The following is a 20,739-nucleotide window of genomic DNA, read 5'->3' as shown; positions in this document are numbered from 1 at the left end:
TGGTGGGGCCCTCGTCGTCGTTCGGCGTCAGGTGCGGTCAGCCATGACGAGACCCGGCACCGGCGTGCTGCCGGTACGACACCGTGCGGGCCGCACCGCTCTGCCCGTCCTGACGGCTCTCATGGCTGCCGTCCCGACGGTTGTCGCCGCGGTGGCGGGCGACGTGCGAGCCGGCCTGCTTGGCGTCCCGACCGGGGTCAACGGCCTTCCGCTCGTGGTGCTTTCCCCAGCGGTGGTGCCCGGCGCCGAGCTGGCGCAGGTCACCCTGGTGCGCGGTCGCGAACGCCTTCAGGTCGTCCTTGAGCTGCGCCGTCGTGGTGTCGGCGGCGACATCGCTGCGCAGGCCGCTCAGGGCTGCGGTGGCCGCGTCGATCTTGGCCAACCAGGCGCTCTGCTGCTCGGACGTCAGCCGGTCGGAGCCGACCACCTTCGCCCGGAGCGCCTTCAGCCCGGCGAGCCTGGCATCGATGCGGTCGAGCACCTTGGCCCGCTTCTCGGCGAACGTCAGCGTGCTGGCCTTCGGGTCCTTGGCCGTCGGGGCCTTGGTCTTCGGATCCTTCGCGCCGGACTTCGCGTCGCTGGCTGCCCAGGCCGCCGAGGCGCTGCTCGGCGACGCCGTGGTGCTACCGGTGTCGGACGGCAGGCAGGCGAAGGCGGGTGCGGCGAGCGCAGCGCTGGCCACCAGAGTGGTGCCGGCGACGGCATTGCGGATGATCGTGCGGTTCACGAGGTTCAGCTCCTTGCATCTGGGGTGTCCTCCGAACGTCATCGACCGTAACGAAACAGGGCGAACTGTCCACCTCGCCAACCCCTCCGGGCCTGTCGGGCCGCGATTCGTGCTGGGACTCGGGTCCGGCTGTCTCACCTGTCGGACCGCGACACGACGAGGCGACTGCTTGCCGCGACCGCGCGCACATGCCACGGTGACCCGGTGCCTGTGCCTGAGTCGTCGGACCGCGTCGCCCTGGTCACCGGTGCGGGCCGGGGGATCGGACGTGCGGTGGCCATCGCACTGAGCCGCCAGGGTCTGCGAGTCGCCCTCACCGCCCGCAGCGCGGCAGAGCTGGCCGAGACCGCGCAGGCCTGCCCCGCCGACACGCTCGTGGTGCCCGCGGACCTGCTCGACCTGAGCGGGGTGGACCAGGTGTTCGACCAGGTCGAGGACGCCTGGGGTCCGGTGACCGACCTGGTGCTCAACGCCGGGACGTCGGGCTCGGCCCGGATCGAGCGCACGAGCGACGAGGACTGGCAGCACACCCTCGACCTCAACCTGACGGCTCCGTTCCGCTGCGTGCGGCGGGCGGTCCCCGCGATGCGGGCGAGCGGCAACGGTCGGATCGTCGCCATCGCGTCGGTGGCAGGCAAGGTGGGGGAGCCCTACATCGCCGCCTACACCGCCAGCAAGCACGGACTGCTGGGGCTGGTCCGCTCCGCGGCCGCCGAGCTGGCGGGGGACGGCGTGACCGTGAACGCGGTCTGCCCAGGCTACGTCGACACCCCGATGACCGACGCCACGGTGCGCGCGATCGCGGCCGCCACGGGCCGGACGCCGGAGCAGGCCCGGGACGCGCTCGCCCGCAAGCAGCCGACGGGTCGGCTCGTCACCCCCGACGAGGTCGCGGACGTCGTCCTGCTGTGCCTGGCCAACCCCTCGATCACCGGGCAGGCGATCAACGTCGACGGAGGAGCGGTCCAGTCATGAGCCTGCAACGAGTCAACCCGCCCGAGCTGGCCCGCCCGAGCGGCTTCGCGCACGCCGTGGTGGGTGAGGGCCGGGTCGTCGTGCTGGCCGGCCAGACCGCGCTCGACGGCGACGGCCGAATCGTCGGAGCCGGCGTCGTCGAGCAGTTCGAGCAGGCGTTGACGAACCTGCTCACGGCACTGCGCGGCGCCGGAGGAGGCCCGGAGCACCTGGCCGGACTGACGATCTACAGCGTCGACCTCGCCGACTACCGGGCCCACGCGCGCGAGATCGGTCAGGTCTGGCGGCGGCTGGTCGGCTCGGACTACCCAGCCAGCGCGGGCATCGGGATCAGCCGACTCTGGGACGACGCGGCACTGGTCGAGCTGCAGGGCCTCGCGATCCTGTAGCGGTCACGGCACGTCTCCCGAGGAGACCGCGGCGAGGTGCCGATGGGCCGCTGGCGCCAGGGCCGCCGTCAGCCCCTCGAAGAGGTGCCCAGCACGAGCCCCGGGCCACTTGCTGGGCAATACGTCCAAGGGGAGTCCGGGATCGAGGAAGGGCAGCCGGCGCCACGCGGTCAGGGCAGTCACGTAGTCGGCGAAGGCGGCCCCGTCGTCCGTCGTCCGTCGCCGCTGCCACCGGCGCAGGACGGGCGCGAAGGCGGCGGTGAAGTCCTCGTACATCGCCGCGAGACCGTCGAGCTGCCACCACTGCGACACCTCGGCCCGCAGGTCACCGAACGCGAGGTGGTCGGCGCGGAACAGGTCGACGTACTCGGTGAGCTCGTGTCGTTCGAGCACCTCGGTGGTCTCCGCGCTCAGGTGCGCCGGGGCCACCCAGACCCCGGCCGAGACGGTCCCGAAGCCCAACCAGGTCAACCGCGCGCGCAGCTGGTGGCGACGTCGCCGTTCCGACTCCGGCACGCTGAACACCGCCAGCAGCCACCCCTCGCCGACAGTCGCCCTGACGCGTTGGAAGATCCGCTGGTCGCCTTCGGCGAGGATCGCCCGGCCGGCGGGGGAGAGCTCGTAGCCTGCGACCCCGGCGCGGGTCCGGGCGGCGAGCACGCCACGGCGCTTGAGCCGCGAGATCGCCGAGCGGACGGCGGGCTCCTCGACTCCGACCCCGTCCAGCAGCCGCACCAGCGTCGCGACCGCGAGCCAGCCGGCCGTCTCGCGGGCGTACAGCCCGTACACGGTGACGATGAGGGCGCGTGGTTGCTGCGAGGGCAGGCGGGTCGCTGGCGTGGCCCTGTCGGTCGTCACGCGTGCACGATACCGGGCCGCCTGGGACGACGCGCTCGTGTCGCGGTCTCTTGATTGTCGTCACGAGACGGTCATACTGGCGGGGTGACGGCACAGGGTTCGAGGACGGCGGCGCTGGGGCCTTCGGCCCACGTCGACACCTTCTGCCGGGACCACCTCCCGCCGCGCGAGCAGTGGCCCGAGCTGACCTTCGACCTCCCCGAGCTGCAGTACCCGAGTCAGCTCAACTGCTCCGTCGAGCTGCTCGACGCGACCATCGAGGCGACCGGTGGCGACCGCGAGTGCCTGCTCGCGCCGGACGGGACGCGCTGGACCTACGACGGCCTCGCCGACCGCGTCCGGCGCACCGCGCGCGTGCTCGTCGACGACCTCGGGATTCGTCCTGGCCAACGAGTCCTGCTCCGCGGGCCGAACAACCCCTGGATCGTCGCGTGCTGGTTCGCGGTGCTGCGGGTCGGCGCGGTCGCGGTGACGACGATGCCGCTGCTGCGACCCGGCGAGCTGGCCACGATCCACGAGATCGCCCGGCTCGACCTGGCGCTGTGCGACCACCGGTTCCTGGACGACCTGCGGGCCGCCGACCTCGGCGTGCCGGTGGTGGCCTACGGATCGACCGACCCGGACGACGCGGACGACCTGGTGCACCGGGCGGAGCGGGCCGAGAGCCAGCACGAGGCGGTCGCGACGTCTGCGGACGACGTCGCCCTGCTCGCGTTCACCTCGGGCACCACCGGACGACCCAAGGCCACGATGCACTTCCACCGGGACGTCCTGGCGAACGCCGACACGTTCTCCCGGCACGTGCTCAAGCCCACGCCGGACGACGTCTTCACCGGCACGCCGCCGCTCGCCTTCACGTTCGGGCTGGGCGGTCTCGTGGTCTTTCCGCTGCGCGTCGGCGCTAGCACCCTGCTGATCGAGAAGGCCTCCCCGGACCAGCTCGCGGACCTGGTCGCCGAGCACGGTGTCACCATCTGCTTCACGGCGCCGACGGCCTACCGCGCGATGCTGGCGGCCGGGCGCGCGGAGCGGCTGACCTCGTTGCGCCGCTGCGTCTCTGCCGGCGAGCACCTGCCCGCGGCCACGTGGGAGGCCTTTCGCGACGCCACCGGCATCGCGATCATCGACGGCCTCGGGTCGACCGAGATGCTGCACATCTTCGTCTCGGCCGCGGACGACGACATCCGGCCGGGTTCCACCGGTCGCGCCGTCCCCGGGTACCGCGCCGTCGTCCTGGGTGACGACGGGTCGCCGCTTCCCGCGGGGCAGGTGGGTCGGTTGGCCGTGCGCGGACCGACCGGATGCCGGTACCTGGCCGACGACCGTCAGTCCGTGTACGTGCAGGACGGCTGGAACGTCACCGGCGACACCTACGTCCAGGACGAGGACGGGTACCTCTGGTACCAGGCCCGCAGCGACGACATGATCATCTCGGCCGGCTACAACATCGCCGCGCCCGAGGTCGAGGAAGCGCTGCTCAGCCACCCGGACGTCACCGAGGTCGCGGTCATCGGGACGCCGGACACCGACCGCGGTCAGCTCGTCACGGCCTTCGTCGTGCTGGGCGACGACGTCGTCGCCGACCCCGCCCTGGTGCGCGCGCTGCAGGACCACGTGAAGGCGGTCATCGCGCCGTACAAGTACCCGCGACGCATCGAGTTCGTCGCCGAGCTGCCGCGCACCAGCACCGGCAAGCTGCAGCGTTTCCGCCTGCGGCAGTAGCGGTCCGCCGGGGGATGCAGACCTCGCATGGCGCGGGTCTTGCTCCTGGGAGACACGCCTGACTAGCGTCATCCGTGTCAGTAGTCACCCAAACTCAAGGGGCAGTCATGCTTCGAAACCTCCTGCGTGCCGCAGGTCTCGCGGTCGCGCTCGGACTGGTCACGGCCGCACCGGCGCACGCCTACACCTGGCGCGCCAGTCCGGCCAAGGCCATGTGGGCCTCGTACCAGGGGAAGAACGCGGCCGGCGCCTACGGCACCTGGTACGTGAACACGTCCACGAACCGCGTCACCTTCTACCCGAACGTCTACGCGGCGCAGACCGGCTATGGCGGGGCTTACGCCCAGGCGTCGATGAGCGTCAGTGCCGATGGTCACTCGTGGCGGGCAGGTCCGCAGCTGAAGACGCCGAAGTGGAACCACCGCAGCTGGCACGAACTCCCGAAGGCCGGCACGCTCCCGGGGACGAGCAGCTACGTCAAGACGTTGGTGAGCGTCGCGCTCGACCGGCCTCTGGCAGCGGACCCCATGCACACCGTCGCGATCCCCGCGCAGAGGTACTGAGTGTCGACGGCCGGCTCCGTGCGGGTCGAGGACGTGACCTTCACCTACCGACGGGGGTTCTCGCTGGGGCCGCTGAGCTTCACCGCGGGCCGCGGGATCACCGGGCTGATGGGCCCAAACGGAGCCGGCAAGACCACCCTCTCGCGCCTGGTGTGCGGTGAGCGGAGACCCGACGCGGGCACCATCACCATCGGCGGTGTCGCGGTGGAGCCCGGTCGTCGTGGTCGTCACACCAAGCGCCTCGTGGGCTACGTCCCGCAGCACCTTGCCTTCCCGCCGCGGGCGCGGTTGGTCGAGGTGCTGCACCACGCTGCTTGGCTGCGGGAGGTGCCGGCCTCGGCCCGCCCAGCGGCGGTCGAGGCAGCCCTGGCCGCCGTCGGCCTGCAGGACAGGGCGGGCGCGCGATGCCGGAGCCTGTCCGGCGGCATGCTGCGCCGGCTCGCCGTGGCCCAGGCGCTCGTGCACTCGCCACCGATGCTGTTCCTCGACGAACCGACGACGGGGCTGGACCCGGGCCAGCGCACGGCCATGCGCGACCACTTGAGCGAGATCGCCGGCGACCGGACGATCATCCTGGCCACCCACCTGGCTGAGGACGTGCAGGTGCTCGCCGACCACGTCGTCGTCCTGGGGGACGGCCGCCCCGTCTTCGAGGGGTCGGTCGAGGCGTTGATCGCCGTCGAGCCGCACGTGCGGGCCGGGCGCAGTCGGATCGACGCCGCCCTCGAGACCCTCCTGCAGCCCGGGGTGTCCGGGCAGTGACGCAGCGTCGAGAGAGCAGCCGGTCGACGCTGTTTCGGTACACCGTGCACAGCTCGATCTCGTGGTACGCCTTCCCGGTCGTGCTGACGAGCTCGGTGCTGCTCACCGTCGGCCTCCGCTCCCGGCCCTGGGCCGGGGACTGGGCGTTCGGGCTGGGTTGGTCGTCCCTCGCGGTGCTGTTCACCAGCATCGTCCTGGCGGCGGTTGCGGCCTACGACACCGGCTCTGCCCTGACCGGCGACCGCGCTGCGGCCTGGAACACGCAGCCGAGGCCGGGGTGCGACGTCCTCCGACTCTGGTGGGGTTCCCTGCTGCCGTTCATCGTGGCCCAGGCACTCACGGTCGCCACCGTCATCGGTGTGCTGGCCGGCACCGGCGGCGTCAGCGTCGGCTCGTGGGCGTCACCGGCGCAGCAAGGTGCCGTCCTCGGCGTGTCAGCCGCGCTCGGCTGCCTCTGCGGCGCGCTGCTGGGCGCACGGACCGGGTCGTTCACCGCACTGGTCGCCGCCTCGTACCTCACCTACGGTCTCGGGTACGTGGGGGACCGGGTGGTGCCACCGGCTCATCTGGACATCGCCTCCCACCACATGCTGGGGCTGGAGCTCAACCCGGTGCGGGTCGCCGCCCAGTGCGTCGTGGCCGGCGCGTGGATCCTCGCCCTGCTCTCGCTGGCGGCGACGACCCGCGCGTCAGGCAACGGGGCGCGCCGGGTGTCCCGCGCCCCGCTGGCCGTGGCCACGGCCGCGATCCTGCTGACGTACGCCGTGGCTCCGCTCGTGCAAGGCCAGCCGGTCGAAACCACGGCGGAAACGCGTGTGCGCTGCGTCTCGGCCGAAGGGTCCGACGACCGGGCGGTACCGATCTGCCTGATGGTCGGTCACGATCCAGCCCTGCCCCAGCTGGCGCGGCGGGTGACCACGTTCGCCCAGGCGGCTCGAGCCGCCGACATCGCCGACGTCGTCCCGGCTCGCTTGGATGAGGCGCCGTCGGGTGCCGTCGATCGCTACGGGCTGCTGGTGCTCGGCCCCGACGACGACGCCCGGCACATCAGCATCCCGACGCTGGCGCAGGCGCTCATGGGCGGGAGGGACTGCCCCGAGGTCACCGACCCCAGCCCCGACTCGACACCGACGTTCGAGCGGTACCTCGCGCTGGGTGTCCAGGCTGAGCAGACCGTGTCGGACATGCTCGACGGACGACCGCCGAACCAGTGGGCGATGAGTCCACGGCAGTTCCAGGTGTTCGTGCGGGGCAGCGTGTCGTGCAACCTCGACCTGGCTGTCGGTGCGGCGTGATGGTCTGGCGTTCGTGGACGGCCATGCACCTGGTCCGCGAGGCTGCCTACTGCTGGTGCGTGACGGTCGTCTTCGCAGTGACGTGCGGACGGTCCACCCTGCCAGTCATCGGACAACCCGTGCAGAGCATCGGCACGCCGACGGCGCTGGTGCTGCCCGTCGTGGCGGCCACGGCCGTGACCTTCGCGGTCCATCATGAGGCGCCAGACCTGCTGCGGCAGCGCAGCCGACGCACCTGGCCGATCCAGCTCACCTGGGGGCTGCTGGTGCTCCTTCCGGGCGCGGCACTGGCGGCCGCCGGTGCGGCGTACTCGGGTCAGATCAGCCTGGCCGCCGGGGAGCGCAACTACCTGCTGTTCGCCGCCGTGGCCCTGGTGTCGCTGCGGTTCCTGGCGCCTGGGGCGACTGCCATCCCGTGCGCGGTCACGGCCTTCACGTCCCTGGTGCTGCTGAGTGCCCAGCCGCTGCGCACACCGCAGGCCTGGAACTGGCTGGTGCAGAGCGGAACCGACTCGACGCAGCTTCTCGTCGCGGCGGGCTGTTGCCTGCTCGGCCTGCTCTCGTTGGTCACGCAGCAGCCCACGTGATCGTCGGTCCCACCCTGATCAGTCGGTGTCGCGCAACAGCTCCCGCGCGATGATGCCGAGCTGGACCTCGGAGGCACCTTCGTAGATCCGCGGCGCCCGGACCTCGCGGTACAGGTGCTCGAGAAGGTGCCCGCGCTGCAACGCCCGCGCACCGTGCAGTTGCACGGCGGAGTCGACGACGTACTGCGCGGTCTCCGTGGCCGTGAGCTTGGCCATCGCCGCCCGAGAGGTCACCCCTGGCAGTCCGGCGTCGTAGGCCGACGCCGCCTGGTACACCAGCAGCCGGGCCGCCTGGGTGCGCGTCGCCATCTCAGCGAGCCGGTGCGCCACGGACTGCTGGTCGGCCAGCGGACCACCGAAGGCCACCCGACGACGCACGTGCGCCACGCTGGCGTCCAGCGCCGCCGCGGCCATCCCCACGGCGAAGGCGCCCACGCTGGGCCGGAACAGGTCCAGCGTGCGCATCGCGACGGCGAAGCCACGGTCGACCTCGCCGAGCAGCTCGTCGGGCCCGACGCGGACCCCGTCGAAGTCGAGCCGACCGATCGGGTGCGGTGACAGCAGGTCGAGCGACTGCCCGCCCAGGCCGGCGCGGTCCGCCGGCACCACGAACGCACTGACCCCACGGGAGCCGGCACCCGGCGTCGTCCGGGCGAACACCGTGTACACGTCCGCCTGAGGCGCGTTCGAGATCCATACCTTGGTGCCGGTCAGCCGCCAGCCGTCACCGTCGCGCTCCGCAGCGAGGGCGAGCGCGGCCGCATCGGAGCCGGCCTCCGGCTCGGTCAGCGCGAAGGCCGCCACGGCGTCGCCGGACGCCACCGCCGGCAGCCAGCGCCGCACCTGGGTGTCGGTCCCGCTCTGCAGGATCGGGTAGGCGCCGAGCCCCTGCAGGGCCAGCGCCGTCTCGGCCTCGGTGCACTCGCGGGCCAGCGCCTCGCGCAGCAGGCACAGGTCGAACGCCGCGGCCTCCCGGCTCAGCTCCGCGTGGGCGCCCGGCCCGGCGGCACCAGCCGCCTCGCCGGGGCCGTAGCCGGGGAACAGCCGACCGAGCAGACCGAGCTCGCCCATCGCCCGGAGCAGCGGCCGGTTCACCTCGCCCGGCGTCCCGGCCTCGGCGAGCGGGCGCAGATCCTGCACCGCGCGAGCGCGAGCCCAGGTGACCAGCTCGCGCTGCTGAGGTTCGAGGTCCCAGCTCATCCGCTCAACGACCCTTCCACTGCGGGTCCCGGCCCTCGCTGAACGCCTCGTAGAACTCGCGGTAGTCGGCGCTGGTCATCAGCAGCGCCTGGGTCACGGCCTCGAGCTCGACCGCTGCGGACAGGCTCATGTCCAGCTCGCGGGACAGCAGGGCCTTGGTCTGCGCGTAGGCGTGCACCGGACCGTCGGCCAGCCGGCGCGCGAGCTGCCCGGCCACCTCGCTCGCGGTGCCGTCGTCCACCAGGCGGGTCACCAGGCCCCAGCGCTCCGCCTGCTCCGCCGGCAGCGTGTCGCCGAGCAGCAGCAGCTCGCTGGCCCGGCCGAGGCCGACCAGCCGGGGGAGCAGGTACGCCGCCCCCATGTCCGCGCCGGCGAGGCCGACCTTGGTGAACAGGAACGCGAACCGGGCCGATCGCTCGACGACGCGCAGGTCACTGGCCAGTGCGAGCACCGACCCCGCCCCCGCGGCCACCCCGTGCACCGCGGCGATCACCGGTACCGGGCACTCCCGGAGCAGCCGCACGACCTCGCCGGTCATCCGGGTGAAGGTCAGCAGGTCGGCGTGGTCCATCTCCAGGGTGCGTCCGATGATCTCGTGCACGTCGCCGCCGGAGCAGAAGGCACGCCCCTCGCCGCGCAGCACGAGCACCCGGGTGTCACCCCGGTGCGGCAGCTCGGCCAGCAGGTCCCGCAGGTCCGCGTAGACCTCGAAGGTCAACGCGTTCAGCTTCTCCGGCCGGTCGAACGTGACCGTGCACACCCCGCCGTCCCAGCTGGTCCGGAAGTGCTTCCAGTCCGAGGTGAGCGGAGCCGATCCACGAAACGCACCCACGGGCGGGCCTCCTCGTCGCGACGTCAGGGGATAGCGTATCGGTGACCAACGTCAGCAGGACGCCATAGGGTGACCGGTGAGGCAGGTGAGGCGAGGATGCGCATCGCGGTCGTCGGTGGTGGACCCGGCGGCCTGTACCTGGCCGCTCTGGTCAAGGCGCTGCAGCCGGCGCACGACGTCACGGTCTGGGAGCGCAACGCACCGGACGACACCTTCGGGTTCGGCGTGGTCTTCTCCGACCAGACCCTCGGCGGCATCGAGCAGGCCGACCCGGTGGTGCACGCGGCGATGGAGCGCGAGTTCGCTCGCTGGGACGACATCGACATCCACGTCAAGGACGAGGTCATCACCAGCGGCGGCCACGGCTTCGCCGCGATGAGCCGGCTGCGGCTGCTGCAGATCCTGCAGCAGCGCTGCCGCGACCTCGACGTGCGGCTGCTCACCAGCACCGTGGCGCCGGACGTCGAGGAGCTCTCCCGCACGCACGACCTCGTCGTCGCCGCGGACGGCGTGAACTCGGCGACCCGCGCGCGCTGGGCGCAGGACTTCGGCGCGAGCACCGAGACCCGCCGCTGCCGGTACATGTGGCTCGGCACCGACCGGGTGCTGGACGCCTTCACGTTCGTGGTGCGCGAGACGCCCTACGGCGTCATGCAGGTGCACGCGTACCCCTACGACGCGACCGGCAGCACGTTCATCGTCGAGATGCACGACGACGTCTGGCGCGCCGCTGGTTTCGACCGGGACGTGAGCGGGCTGGCACCGGGGGAGTCCGACGAGGCCGCCATCGCCCAGGTGCGTGAGCTGTTCGCCGACCTGCTGGACGGCCACCGGGTGGTGGGCAACAACTCGCGCTGGATCAGCTTCGGCACGGTCCGCACCAGCACCTGGCGGCGCGGCAACGTCGTCCTGCTCGGGGACGCGGCGCACACCGCGCACTTCTCGATCGGCTCCGGTACCAAGCTGGCGATGGAGGACGCGCTCGCCCTCGCCGCCTGCCTGCACGAGCAACCGGACGTCGACACTGCGCTGGCCGCGTACGAGGTCGAGCGCCGGCCGGTGGTGCTGTCCACCCAACGGGCGGCTCAGGCCAGCCTGGAGTGGTTCGAGAACCTCGGGCAGTACCTCGACCAGGACCCGATGCAGCTCGCGTTCAACATCATGACCCGCAGCCGCCGGGTCACCTACGACGAGCTGCGACTGCGTGACCCCGAGTTCGTGGCCGCGGCCGATGAGTGGTTCGCCCGGCACACCAAGGAGGGCGGCCACGGCGACGGTGAGCTGCGACCGCCGATGTTCCAGCCCCTGCGGCTGCGCGACCTGGAGCTCTCGAACCGCATCGTGGTGTCCCCGATGGACATGTACGTCGCGCAGGACGGCGTACCGGGCGACTTCCACCTCGCCCATCTCGGCGGCAAGGCGCTCGGCGGCGCCGGCCTGGTGATGACCGAGATGGTCTGCGTGTCCCCCGAGGCACGCATCTCGCCCGGCTGCTGCGGGCTGTGGAACGACGAGCAGACCCAGGCGTTCACCCGCATTACCGACTTCGTGCACACCCACAGCGACGCCAAGGTCGGGCTGCAGCTCGGCCACTCCGGCCGCAAGGGCTCGACCCGGCTGATGTGGGAGGGCATCGACCAGCCGCTGCCCGACGGGAACTGGCCGGTCGTGGCGCCGTCCCCGCTGCCGTACCGGGCGGGCGTCAACCAGGTCCCGGTCGAGCTGACCGCAGACGACCTGACCGAGATCACGGCCCAGTTCGTGGCCGCGGCCGGGCGCGGCGTCGAGGCGGGCTTCGACCTGCTCGAGCTGCACTGCGCGCACGGCTACCTGCTGTCCAGCTTCATCTCACCGCTGACCAACCACCGCACCGACGGCTACGGCGGGGACCTGGCCGGACGGCTGCGCTTCCCGCTCGAGGTGTTCGCAGCGGTCCGCGAGGTGTGGCCGGCCGGGCGACCGATGACCGTGCGGATCTCGGCCACCGACTGGGTGGACGGCGGCGTCGAGGTGGACGACGCCGTCCTGGTGGCCCGGGCGTTCGCCGATGCCGGAGCCGATGCCGTGGACGTGTCCACCGGCCAGGTCAGCCCGGACGAGCGACCGGCATTCGGCCGCTCGTACCAGACCCCGTACGCGGACGCCGTGCGGCACCGCTCGAAGGTCGCGACCATCGCGGTGGGCGCCATCTCGTCCTACGACGACGTGAACTCGATCCTGCTGGCCGGGCGGGCCGACCTGTGCGCGCTGGGTCGAGCGCACCTGTACGACCCCAGCTGGACCCTGCACGCCGCGGCGGCGCAGGGGTACGCCGGCAGCGGCGCCAGCTGGCCGCTGCCCTGGCAGGCTGGGAGCCGCCCGCCGCAGACCGGTCGCAGCGACGGGCCGCCGCCCCGACTCGACCTGGTCCGCGAGGGTCCGCGCGGCACCCGGCACGAACGTTGGCGGCCGGGAGCGCAACGAGGTTAGGGCTGGTCGTCCAACCAGTCGCCCGACAGGTGACGACCCAGGGTCGCGGCCAGCCAGGGCAGGGCGTCGTCCGGCAGTCGCTCCGGGTCGAACCAGTCGACGGCGGAGCACTCGCTCACGGCAGCGGGATCGCCCTGCCAGCGCCGCGCCCGGAAGAAGAAGCTGGTCCCGCGCATGGCGCCGTCCACGTACCTCGTCACCCCGATCGGCGTCAGGTCGGACGGCGCGACGACCAGCCCGACCTCCTCGGCGACCTCGCGAGCGGCCGCCTCGGCCATGGACTCGTGGTCCTCGACGTGCCCACCCGGCAGCCCCCACAAGCCGTTGCCGTACGTGACGCCGGCGCGGCGTCCGAGGAGCACCCACCCATCGGCGCGTTGCAGCACCGCCCAGGCCACCAGATGATCCGTGCGCGCCGACTGGCTGCGCGGCTGCGAGGTGGGCTCGGCCTCGGGTCCGTCCTGCAGACGGCGCATCATGAGCACCTTGTCCCACCGCCGGTCGCCGAACGCGACGAAGTCGGGCAGCACGCCGTACCGGCGGAAGCCGGCCCGCTCGTACAGGGCGATGGCGCTCGCGTTGTCCCCGCGGACGTCCAACGTCAGGGTCTCGATCCCGGCGTCCGTGGCCGAGGACACCAACCGGTCCACCAGCTCGCGGCCGAGGCCCCGGCCGCGGTGGCTCGCGACGACCACGACCCGTTCGAGGTCGGCCTGCGGTCGGTGCGTCGGCCGCGCGTACCGGCGCCAGTAGCCGAACCCGACGAGGGTGCCACCGTCCCACGCCAGGACGACGTCGGCGTCGCCACGGCGGCCGGCCGCGCCGAGCTCGGTGAGCAGCGTGCGGACGTCGTCCGCCTCCGGTGGCTCGACCCAGCCGAGCGCGGCGCCCTCGCCCACCGCCGTCCCCAGCAGCGCAGCGACCGCGTCCTGGACCTCGGTGGTGCCGAGGGCGCCCAGGTCGTCCGCGCTCACCGCGCGCCCCTGGCGAACCGGCCCGCGACGAGCCGCCAGCCCAGCATGAAGAGGCCGAGGAACAACGTCGTGACGACGACGAACGAGAGCTCGGTGCCGGCGTCCGCCAGCGCCCGCAGCGCCATCCCGATCGCGACGGTGGCTAGCCACACCGGCACGCCGACCGGGCGAAGCGCGGTCGGCCGCCGCCAGGCGCGGCTGAGCGCCCAGCCGACCGCGCACCCGACCAGGAACGGCCAGGCGGTGCCGAGGACGTCGACCGGACCGGCCCCCTCGTCGTGGCTGATCCGGCCGATGGTGGCGAACACCAGCACCGCGAGCACGTCCAGCAGCAGGAACGCGGGCGGAGGTCCCGCGGCCGTCTGGGGATCGCGCGTCACCGCAGCGCGTCCCGGAGCTCGCGGACGATCTCGCGCAGCGGCGCGTCGCCGCAGGCGGCCGCGCCGGGGAAGGACAGGAAGCCGTGCGGGACGTCGCGGTACTCGGTGTACCGGACGGCGACCCCGGCCTCGCTGAGCGCGCGGGCGTACCGCAGACCGTCGTCCCGCAACGGGTCGTACTCCGCGGTCTGGACGAGCGTGCGCGGCAGCCGCGACAGGTCGGGAGCGTGCAGCGGCGAGAAGCGGGGGTCGCGGCGGTCGCCGGTCGGGTAGTAGCGGTCGACGAAGTCGTCGATGGCGCGCCTGGTGAGGATCGGGGCATCGGCGAGGGCGACGACCGAGGGCGACGACAAGGTCCCGTCGAGCCCTGGGTAGGCGAGCACCTGGGCGGCGATGGGCGGGCCGCCGGCGTCCCGGGCGAGCTGGCTGACCACCGCGGCGAGGTTCGCGCCGGCACTGTCACCCATGACCGCGACGCGCGCGGGGTCGACCTGCCAGGACTCCGCCCGCGCGACCGCCCAGCTGGTGGCGTCGAAGGCGTCCTCGACCGCTGCCGGGAACGGGTGCTCAGGCGCCAGGCGGTAGTCCACCGACACCACCACCGCGCCGACCCCGGAGGCCACCTGCGCGCACACCGAGTCGAAGCCCGACACCCCGCCCTGCACCCAGCCGCCGCCGTGGAAGTACAGCACCAGCGGGCGTTGCGCGCGGCTCGAGCCGCCCCAGGGGCCCGGCGGGTACGGCGTGGTCGGCAGGTAGCGCCGCACCCGGATGGAACCGGACCGGGTGAGGGCCTGCTCGTCGTGCCAGCGCACGTCGCGGGGGACGGCCCCGAAGAGCAGGCTGAACGGGAAGGTGTGCGGCGGCTGCAGCCGCCTCGTGCGCCGGATCTGGGCCAGCGACTTCTGCGACAGCGGCGGGCCGGACAGCCGGTCGATCGCCGCGCAGAAGGCGAGCGTGCGGCGGGGCAGGCTCACGAGGCGCCTCTCACGTCGAGCTCGTCGAGGTAGCGCTGCAGGGCGGCACGGCCGTCCGGGATCATCGGCCTGGCGGGGTCGACCATCAGTGCGCGGACCTCGTCCAGGTCGAGCCAGGCACCCTCGGCCACCTCCTCGGGCTGGTGCACGATCTCGCCGTGGACCTGGGCGCCCCGCCACCGGGCCAGGAAGGCCACGGCCAGCTCGTGGATCCGATCGTCGCGGTACCAGGCGGTGAAGAGCGGTTCGAGGGTCAGCCCGTGCACGCCGAGCTCTTCGGTCAGCTCGCGGGATGCCGCCTCGGTCGGGTCCTCACCGGCCCGGACGACGCCACCGGCCCACGCGTCCCAGGTGCCGGGGTAGACGTCCTTGGTGTCCGTGCGCCGGTGCACGTAGACGCGCCCGGCGTCATCGGTGAGCAGCACGGCCGTCGCGGCGTGCGGCAGATTCTGCGCCCGGACCTGCGAGCGGGGCGCCGAGCCCACGACCCGTCCGCGCTCGTCGTCAGGGTCGTAGATCGCGACCAGCTCCTCCACGCTCACGCAGCGACCCTATGCGAGCCGCCGGGCGGACCGCCGCCGACGGACCGTAGGCTCGCGGGGTGAGCGTGCGACGGGTGATGGGGATCGAGACCGAGTACGGCATCTCCGAGCCCGGGGCGCCGGAGGCGAACCCGATGATCATGTCGGGGCTCGTGGTGAACGCGTACGCGCAGCCGCTCGGCAACCGCGCCGGCCGCGCCCGCTGGGACTACGAGGACGAGGCGCCGTTGCGCGACGCCCGCGGCTTCGAGATGAGCCGGGCCCTGGCCGACGCCTCGCAGCTCACCGACGAGGAGGACCCGACCCTCGCCAACGTGATCCTGACCAACGGCGCAAGGCTGTACGTCGACCACGCGCACCCGGAGTACAGCTCGCCGGAGGTGATGAGCCCGCGGGACGCCGTCCGCTGGGACAAGGCGGGGGAGCGGATCATGCAGTCGGCGGTGCGGACCATCGCGAGCACCCCGGGGCTGAGCCCGGTCAACCTCTACAAGAACAACACCGACGGCAAGGGCTCGTCGTACGGGACCCACGAGAACTACCTGATGAGCCGGGCCACCCCGTTCGCGGACATCGTCCGGCACCTCGTGCCGTTCTTCGTCTCGCGGCAGGTGTTCTGCGGCGCCGGGCGGGTCGGCCTGGGCGCGCAGAGCGAGGAGGCCGGCTACCAGCTCACCCAGCGCGCCGACTTCTTCGAGGTGGAGGTCGGGCTGGAGACCACGCTGAAGCGGCCGATCGTGAACACCCGGGACGAGCCGCACGCGAGTGCAGACAAGTACCGGCGGCTGCACGTGATCATCGGCGACGCGAACCTGGCCGAGGTCGCGACCCTGCTCAAGCTCGGGACGACGTCCCTGGTGCTGGCGATGGTCGAGGACCGGGCGCTGAAGCGGGACCTCACCGTGGACCGGCCGGTCGCCGCGTTGCGCGCGGTCTCGCACGACCCGACGCTCAAGACCATGCTCACGCTGCGGGACGGGACCAAGCTGACCGCCGTCCAGCTGCAGTGGGCCTACCTGGAGCAGGCCCGGGCGTACGTCGACGAGCGGATGGGGTCGGACGTCGACGCCGACACCGTCGAGGTGCTGGAGCGCTGGGAGTCGGTGCTGACCCGACTCGAGCGGGACCCGATGGAGTGCTCGCGCGAGCTCGACTGGGTGGCGAAGCTGGCTCTCCTGGAAGGGTTCCGCGAGCGCGAGGGCCTGGAGTGGGACCACCCGAGGCTCGGGCTGATCGACGTCCAGTACACCGACGTCCGGCCGGAGAAGGGGCTCTACCAGCGCCTGGTGGCGCGCGGACGCATGGAGCAGCTGGTGCCGGACGACGCGGTGGCCCTGGCCGTCGAGGAGCCGCCGGAGGACACCCGGGCGTACTTCCGCGGCCGCTGCCTGGCCAAGTACGGCAAGGACGTCGCCGCGGCCTCGTGGGACTCGGTCATCTTCGACATCCCCGGGCGCGACTCCCTGCAACGCGTGCCGATGCTCGAGCCGGCTCGTGGCGGCCGGGACGTCGTCGGTGCGCTGATCGACGCCAGCGACACCGCGGAGGAGCTCATGGCCGCGCTGGCGGCCCGCTGACCGGTTCGCGTCGCTCGGCCCGCGCCCGGCGCCGGTCCTCGGCGGCCACCGGAGTCACGACGTACGAGACCAGCGGGAACAGCGCGACGACCGCGAAGCCGACGGCGTAGCCGCGGGCGCCGACCAGGGCACCCAGCAGCGGGGGAGCGGCGGAGGCGACGACGTTCTGCCCGGTGTTCTGGATGCCCAGCGCGCGGCCGGCCCAGCGCTGGCCAGCGATCTCCGCGGTGGCGGTGAACGCGAGGCCGTTGTCCGCGACGGTCACCATCGACCCGATGGCGATGGCGGCGACCGCCAGCCACCCCGCCCAGGCGTCGCCGGCGGCCAGAACCAGCATCACGGTCGCGCTGGCGAGGGCGAGCTGGCGCATCGGCCGCAGCCGGCTGCCGACGGCGTCGGACCAGATCCCCGTGCCGATGCGTCCGACCGCCCCGCAGACCTGCAGCGCGGCGACGAACGCCCCGGCGCTGGCCGCGTGCCAGTGCTGCTCGCGGACGAGGTACTCGACGGAGAAGGCGGCGATCGCGAACTGGGGGAGCACCAGCAGCGCGCTGGCGGTGTGCAGCCGCCAGAGCACGGGCTCGCGATAGGGGGACGCGGGCTTCGGTGCGTCGGCGTCGAGCGGCGGTCGGGGAGGGTCCACGGCGAGGGCGGTGACCAGCAGCGCGGCCAGCCCGCAGAGGGTCGCAGGCAGCAGGAGCGCACGGGTGACACCGACGTCGGCGGCGAGGCTGGGCAGCGTGGCGGCAGCGACCGCGACGCCGAGCGGTTGGGCGGTCTGCCGGATCCCCATGGCCAGGCCGCGCTGGTCGCGGGCGAACCAGCCCATGACGAGGCGACCACTGGCCGCATTGACGCTGGCGCCGCCGATGCCCGCGACGAAGAGCCAGGCGGCCGCGGTCCGCAGCGTCGGCTCGCTCACCCCCACCACGGCGGTGGCCACGGTGGTGATGGCGAGGCCGCTGGCCATCACGACGCGCTCGCCGTACCGGTCGGCAAGGGCGCCCCAGGCGATGAGGGCGACGAGCAGTCCGGTGACGGGGGCCGAGACGAGGGCGCCGGCCTGGGCGAGCGTGAGCCCGTCCTGGTCGCGGAGCGCCGGGACGAGGAACGGCACGCCGTAGACCAGGCTGGACGCCGACGTCTGGGCGAACAGCCCGACGGCGAGGACCAGCCAGCGCTGGCGCGACGCGTGCACGATCTCACTCCTCGGGATGGTGGTCTTGCCATGCGGGACGATACGCCTGTGTTGGATCGCGCGCGCGGGTGGCTCGCCAGGCGAGATCCCGCGTTGAACCACACGGGTGTCAGCACCCGCGACTAGGGTGGAACTCGGAGCACTCACCCCCAGGAGGACGTCATGCCCGGTCAGGAGCAGCAGCGCCCGCAGCGTCGCGACGACGAGCCCGACGAGGCCCCGGCGCCCATCCCGGCCGGTGCGGCGACCAAGGAGGGGCTGGACGACGACATCGACTCCGTCCTGGACGAGATCGACGAAGTTTTGGAAGCCAATGCCGAAGATTTTGTGCGCAGCTTCGTGCAAAAGGGCGGCCAATGAACGAGGCCTCGGACGAACGGAGGCCGGTGGTTCTCTCGAAGTTGTGCCGCCGTTGTACCCAGGAGAAGCCCATCGCCAGCTTCGGTAACAATGCGTCTCGTGGCGACGGTTTGGCTGAGTACTGCCGAGATTGCTTTCAAGCCATCAACAAGGCGAGCTATCGAAGGCGCCGTGCCGCTGCGGGTAAGAAGGTGCGCGAGGCGCGCGACGCCCCCGATGGCCAGCGATGGTGTCCGGACTGTGAAGAGTTCAGAAGCGAGGACGCGTTTCCCAGACATCGAGGAACGGTGTCCGGCTTCGGCGTGTACTGCAAGCTTCATCACAACCAACGCGGTAGGGCGTCCAAGGAACGACTCCACGGCGGATCTCGTTCGTACCACCTGATCCGGCGGTACGGCATCACGGCTGAGGATGCCGATCTCATGCACACGCGCCAGGCTGGTCTCTGCCCGATCTGCCTCCGGCCCTTGGGAGAGAACGCCCACGTCGATCACGACCATGCCACCGGCAGAGTGCGTGCTCTGCTGTGCTTCACCTGCAACGCTGGTCTGGGCAACTTCTCCGACGAGGTGACGCGCCTCGATCGCGCCGCCGAGTACCTCAACGGCACGCTGACGGCTCCGTCGGTAGTGCTACCTGGTTACGTCGACTGGCAATCGCGGTCCTGGCGGCGTCCGGACTCCGTTGTGGAGTCGATGATCGAGCGGGTGATCCACCGCCGGGTAGGGTCGCCCAGGTGAGCCCAGACCAGCGCGATCCGGCCGGCCGACTCCCACGCGCGTTCACCTCGCCGGGGTCGTCGTCCTTCACCGACTTCCTGTCCGCGCACGCCCCGACGATGCTCCCGGCGGGCCGCGCGCTGCCCCCGGGCACCGTGCCAGACATCCCGCACGGCACCACGATCGTGGCCGTCGAGTTCGACGGCGGCGTCGTGATGGGCGGCGATCGCCGGGCGACGATGGGCAGCATGATCGCCAACCGCGAGATCGAGAAGGTGTTCGGCACCGACGAGTACTCCTGCGTCGGCATCGCCGGCAGCGCAGGCCTCGCCATCGAGCTGGTCAAGCTCTTCCAGGTCGAGCTCGAGCACTACGAGAAGATCGAGGGCACGCTGCTCTCCCTGGAGGGCAAGGCCAACCGGCTCGCGACCATGCTCCGCAACAACCTCGGGCTCGCCATGCAGGGACTCGCCGTGGTCCCGCTGTTCGCCGGCTACGACGTCGACGTCCGGCAGGGTCGCATCTACAGCTACGACGTCACCGGCGGCTGCTACCGCGAGCACCACCACCACTCGGTGGGCTCGGGCTCGCTGTTCGCCCGCGGCGCCCTGAAGAAGATGTGGCGCCCCGGCCTGACGTCCGAGCAGGCGGTGCGGTTCGCTGTGGAGGCGCTCTACGACGCCGCGGACGACGACTCGGCCACCGGTGGCCCGGACCTCAACCGGCAGATCTGGCCCGTCGTCGGCGTCGTGGACGTCGAGGGCTACCGGCGGGTGGACGACGACACCCTCGGTGCGGTCGTCCAGCAGGTGGTCGCCGGGCGCCGAGGCGATCCCGGCGGCGCACTCCAGCGCGGGGAGGGGAGCGACCGATGAGCATGCCGTTCTACGTCTCGCCCGAGCAGCTCATGAAGGACCGGGCCGACTACGCGCGCAAGGGGATCGCGCGCGGCCGGTCGGCCGTCGTCCTGGGGTACGACGGCGGGATCGCCTTCGTCGCCGAGAACACCTCGCGGGCGTTGCACAAGGTCAGCGAGATCTACGACCGCGTCGCCTTCGCCGCTGTCGGCAAGTACAACGAGTTCGAGAACCTGCGGGTGGCCGGAGTCCGGTACGCCGACCTGCGCGGCTACTCCTACGACCGCAGCGACGTGACGGCCCGCGGCCTGGCCAACGCCTACGCGCAGACCCTCGGGACCGTGTTCACCCAGGAGTCCAAGCCGTACGAGGTCGAGATCGTCGTCGCCGAGGTCGCCCAGCGGCCCGAGGGCGACCAGATCTACCGGATCACCTACGACGGCTCCGTCGCGGACGAGCAGGGCTTCGTCGCCATGGGCGGTCAGCCTGAGGCGATCATCACCGGGCTCGAGGAGCGCTGGCGCCCGGACCTGACCCTGGGTGAGGCGCTGTCGCTGGCGGTCGAGCTGCTGGGGGTCGACCCGGCCGGCGGCGAGCCGCGCGTCCTCGGCCCCGAGGTCATCGAGGCCGCGGTGCTGGACCGGCAGCGCGACCGCCGCCTGTTCCGCCGGATCACCGGTGACCTGCTGGAGCGGCTGCTGAGCCCGAGCGACCCGACGAGCGACGTCCCGCACGTCGACGAGCGGCCGGGTCAGCCGGACGACAGCTGAACCCCC

Annotated in this window: 22 protein-coding genes; 13 read left to right on the top strand and 9 right to left on the bottom strand. The window is 72.4% G+C overall.

Annotation, left to right across the window (positions count from 1 at the left end; translation table 11 throughout):
• Positions 1-37: 37 nt before the first annotated feature.
• On the bottom strand, positions 38-727 hold the full coding sequence (locus tag ABEB17_RS11740; RefSeq protein WP_345716880.1) for a hypothetical protein: 690 nt from the start codon (positions 725-727) through the stop codon (positions 38-40).
• Between the two features lie 204 nt (positions 728-931).
• Between ABEB17_RS11740 and ABEB17_RS11735 the strand changes: the two genes are divergently transcribed.
• Both ABEB17_RS11735 and ABEB17_RS11730 read left to right on the top strand, forming a co-directional pair.
• Positions 932-1,702: an SDR family NAD(P)-dependent oxidoreductase gene (locus tag ABEB17_RS11735; protein WP_345716879.1), complete on the top strand. Its 771-nt coding sequence runs from the start codon at positions 932-934 to the stop codon at positions 1,700-1,702.
• Positions 1,699-2,091, top strand: a complete 393-nt coding sequence (locus ABEB17_RS11730; RefSeq protein WP_345716878.1) for a RidA family protein — start codon at positions 1,699-1,701, stop codon at positions 2,089-2,091. Before ABEB17_RS11735 ends, ABEB17_RS11730 begins: the two co-directional genes overlap by 4 nt.
• Positions 2,092-2,094: 3 nt before the next feature.
• Here ABEB17_RS11730 and ABEB17_RS11725 read toward each other — a convergent pair whose 3' ends face one another.
• On the bottom strand, positions 2,095-2,949 hold the full coding sequence (locus ABEB17_RS11725) for a PaaX family transcriptional regulator (protein ID WP_345716877.1): 855 nt from the start codon (positions 2,947-2,949) through the stop codon (positions 2,095-2,097).
• Between the two features lie 84 nt (positions 2,950-3,033).
• Between ABEB17_RS11725 and ABEB17_RS11720 the strand changes: the two genes are divergently transcribed.
• The 5 genes from ABEB17_RS11720 (at position 3,034) to ABEB17_RS11700 (ending at position 7,878) form a co-directional block, all read left to right on the top strand.
• The gene (locus ABEB17_RS11720; RefSeq protein WP_345716876.1) at positions 3,034-4,671 is read left to right on the top strand and encodes an AMP-binding protein; all 1,638 of its coding nucleotides are present in this window, start codon (positions 3,034-3,036) and stop codon (positions 4,669-4,671) included.
• Between the two features lie 107 nt (positions 4,672-4,778).
• A complete protein-coding gene (locus tag ABEB17_RS11715; RefSeq protein ID WP_345716875.1) occupies positions 4,779-5,234 on the top strand; it encodes a hypothetical protein in 456 nt (151 codons plus the stop codon).
• Positions 5,235-5,996: an ABC transporter ATP-binding protein gene (locus tag ABEB17_RS11710; RefSeq protein ID WP_345716874.1), complete on the top strand. Its 762-nt coding sequence runs from the start codon at positions 5,235-5,237 to the stop codon at positions 5,994-5,996.
• Positions 5,993-7,291: a hypothetical protein gene (locus ABEB17_RS11705; protein WP_345716873.1), complete on the top strand. Its 1,299-nt coding sequence runs from the start codon at positions 5,993-5,995 to the stop codon at positions 7,289-7,291. Before ABEB17_RS11710 ends, ABEB17_RS11705 begins: the two co-directional genes overlap by 4 nt.
• A 119-nt stretch (positions 7,292-7,410) precedes the next feature.
• Positions 7,411-7,878: a hypothetical protein gene (locus ABEB17_RS11700; RefSeq protein WP_345716872.1), complete on the top strand. Its 468-nt coding sequence runs from the start codon at positions 7,411-7,413 to the stop codon at positions 7,876-7,878.
• An 18-nt stretch (positions 7,879-7,896) separates the two neighbouring features.
• Here ABEB17_RS11700 and ABEB17_RS11695 read toward each other — a convergent pair whose 3' ends face one another.
• Together ABEB17_RS11695 and ABEB17_RS11690 are read right to left on the bottom strand one after the other, a co-directional pair.
• Entirely contained in the window at positions 7,897-9,078 is a 1,182-nt protein-coding gene (locus ABEB17_RS11695) for an acyl-CoA dehydrogenase family protein (protein WP_345716871.1), read from the bottom strand.
• Between the two features lie 4 nt (positions 9,079-9,082).
• Entirely contained in the window at positions 9,083-9,910 is an 828-nt protein-coding gene (locus ABEB17_RS11690) for an enoyl-CoA hydratase family protein (RefSeq protein WP_345716870.1), read from the bottom strand.
• Positions 9,911-10,006: 96 nt separating this feature from the next.
• Between ABEB17_RS11690 and ABEB17_RS11685 the strand changes: the two genes are divergently transcribed.
• Complete coding sequence (locus ABEB17_RS11685; protein ID WP_345716869.1) at positions 10,007-12,379, top strand: bifunctional salicylyl-CoA 5-hydroxylase/oxidoreductase; 2,373 nt, start codon at positions 10,007-10,009, stop codon at positions 12,377-12,379.
• Here the strand turns inward: ABEB17_RS11685 and ABEB17_RS11680 are convergent.
• Genes ABEB17_RS11680 through ABEB17_RS11665 form a run of 4 tightly spaced genes read right to left on the bottom strand, consistent with a single transcriptional unit; the run spans position 12,376 to position 15,252 of the window.
• Positions 12,376-13,353, bottom strand: coding sequence for a GNAT family N-acetyltransferase (locus ABEB17_RS11680; RefSeq protein ID WP_345716868.1), 978 nt, complete (start codon positions 13,351-13,353; stop codon positions 12,376-12,378). The genes ABEB17_RS11685 and ABEB17_RS11680 overlap by 4 nt on opposite strands.
• The gene (locus ABEB17_RS11675) at positions 13,350-13,733 is read right to left on the bottom strand and encodes a DUF3054 domain-containing protein (RefSeq protein WP_345716867.1); all 384 of its coding nucleotides are present in this window, start codon (positions 13,731-13,733) and stop codon (positions 13,350-13,352) included. Before ABEB17_RS11675 ends, ABEB17_RS11680 begins: the two co-directional genes overlap by 4 nt.
• Positions 13,730-14,710 (bottom strand): alpha/beta hydrolase, encoded by a 981-nt coding sequence (locus ABEB17_RS11670; RefSeq protein ID WP_345716866.1) that lies wholly within the window; start codon positions 14,708-14,710, stop codon positions 13,730-13,732. Before ABEB17_RS11670 ends, ABEB17_RS11675 begins: the two co-directional genes overlap by 4 nt.
• A complete protein-coding gene (locus tag ABEB17_RS11665) occupies positions 14,707-15,252 on the bottom strand; it encodes an NUDIX hydrolase (RefSeq protein WP_345716865.1) in 546 nt (181 codons plus the stop codon). Before ABEB17_RS11665 ends, ABEB17_RS11670 begins: the two co-directional genes overlap by 4 nt.
• Before the next feature lie 59 nt (positions 15,253-15,311).
• Here ABEB17_RS11665 and dop point away from each other — a divergent pair, with 59 nt between their 5' ends.
• On the top strand, positions 15,312-16,829 hold the full coding sequence (dop, locus tag ABEB17_RS11660; protein WP_345716864.1) for a depupylase/deamidase Dop: 1,518 nt from the start codon (positions 15,312-15,314) through the stop codon (positions 16,827-16,829).
• Here the strand turns inward: dop and ABEB17_RS11655 are convergent.
• A complete protein-coding gene (locus tag ABEB17_RS11655; protein ID WP_345716863.1) occupies positions 16,804-18,027 on the bottom strand; it encodes an MFS transporter in 1,224 nt (407 codons plus the stop codon). The two genes, dop and ABEB17_RS11655, sit on opposite strands and share 26 nt — an antisense overlap.
• A gap of 162 nt (positions 18,028-18,189) precedes the next feature.
• Here ABEB17_RS11655 and ABEB17_RS11650 point away from each other — a divergent pair, with 162 nt between their 5' ends.
• The 4 genes from ABEB17_RS11650 to prcA are packed head-to-tail and all read left to right on the top strand — an operon-like array spanning position 18,190 to position 20,733.
• Positions 18,190-18,387 carry a ubiquitin-like protein Pup gene (locus tag ABEB17_RS11650; RefSeq protein ID WP_345716862.1) on the top strand — a complete coding sequence of 66 codons (198 nt, stop codon included), beginning with the start codon at positions 18,190-18,192 and terminating at the stop codon, positions 18,385-18,387.
• On the top strand, positions 18,384-19,127 hold the full coding sequence (locus ABEB17_RS11645) for an endonuclease VII domain-containing protein (RefSeq protein ID WP_345716861.1): 744 nt from the start codon (positions 18,384-18,386) through the stop codon (positions 19,125-19,127). The genes ABEB17_RS11650 and ABEB17_RS11645 overlap by 4 nt, the downstream gene beginning before the upstream one ends.
• Entirely contained in the window at positions 19,124-19,981 is an 858-nt protein-coding gene (gene prcB / locus ABEB17_RS11640) for a proteasome subunit beta (protein ID WP_345716860.1), read from the top strand. Before ABEB17_RS11645 ends, prcB begins: the two co-directional genes overlap by 4 nt.
• Positions 19,978-20,733, top strand: coding sequence for a proteasome subunit alpha (gene prcA, locus ABEB17_RS11635; RefSeq protein WP_345716859.1), 756 nt, complete (start codon positions 19,978-19,980; stop codon positions 20,731-20,733). The genes prcB and prcA overlap by 4 nt, the downstream gene beginning before the upstream one ends.
• Positions 20,734-20,739: the final 6 nt, after the last annotated feature.

The organism is Angustibacter luteus (assembly GCF_039541115.1).
GTDB classification, from domain to species: Bacteria; Actinomycetota; Actinomycetes; order Actinomycetales; family Angustibacteraceae; genus Angustibacter; species Angustibacter luteus.
This window is presented reverse-complemented; position numbering and strand designations above follow the sequence as displayed.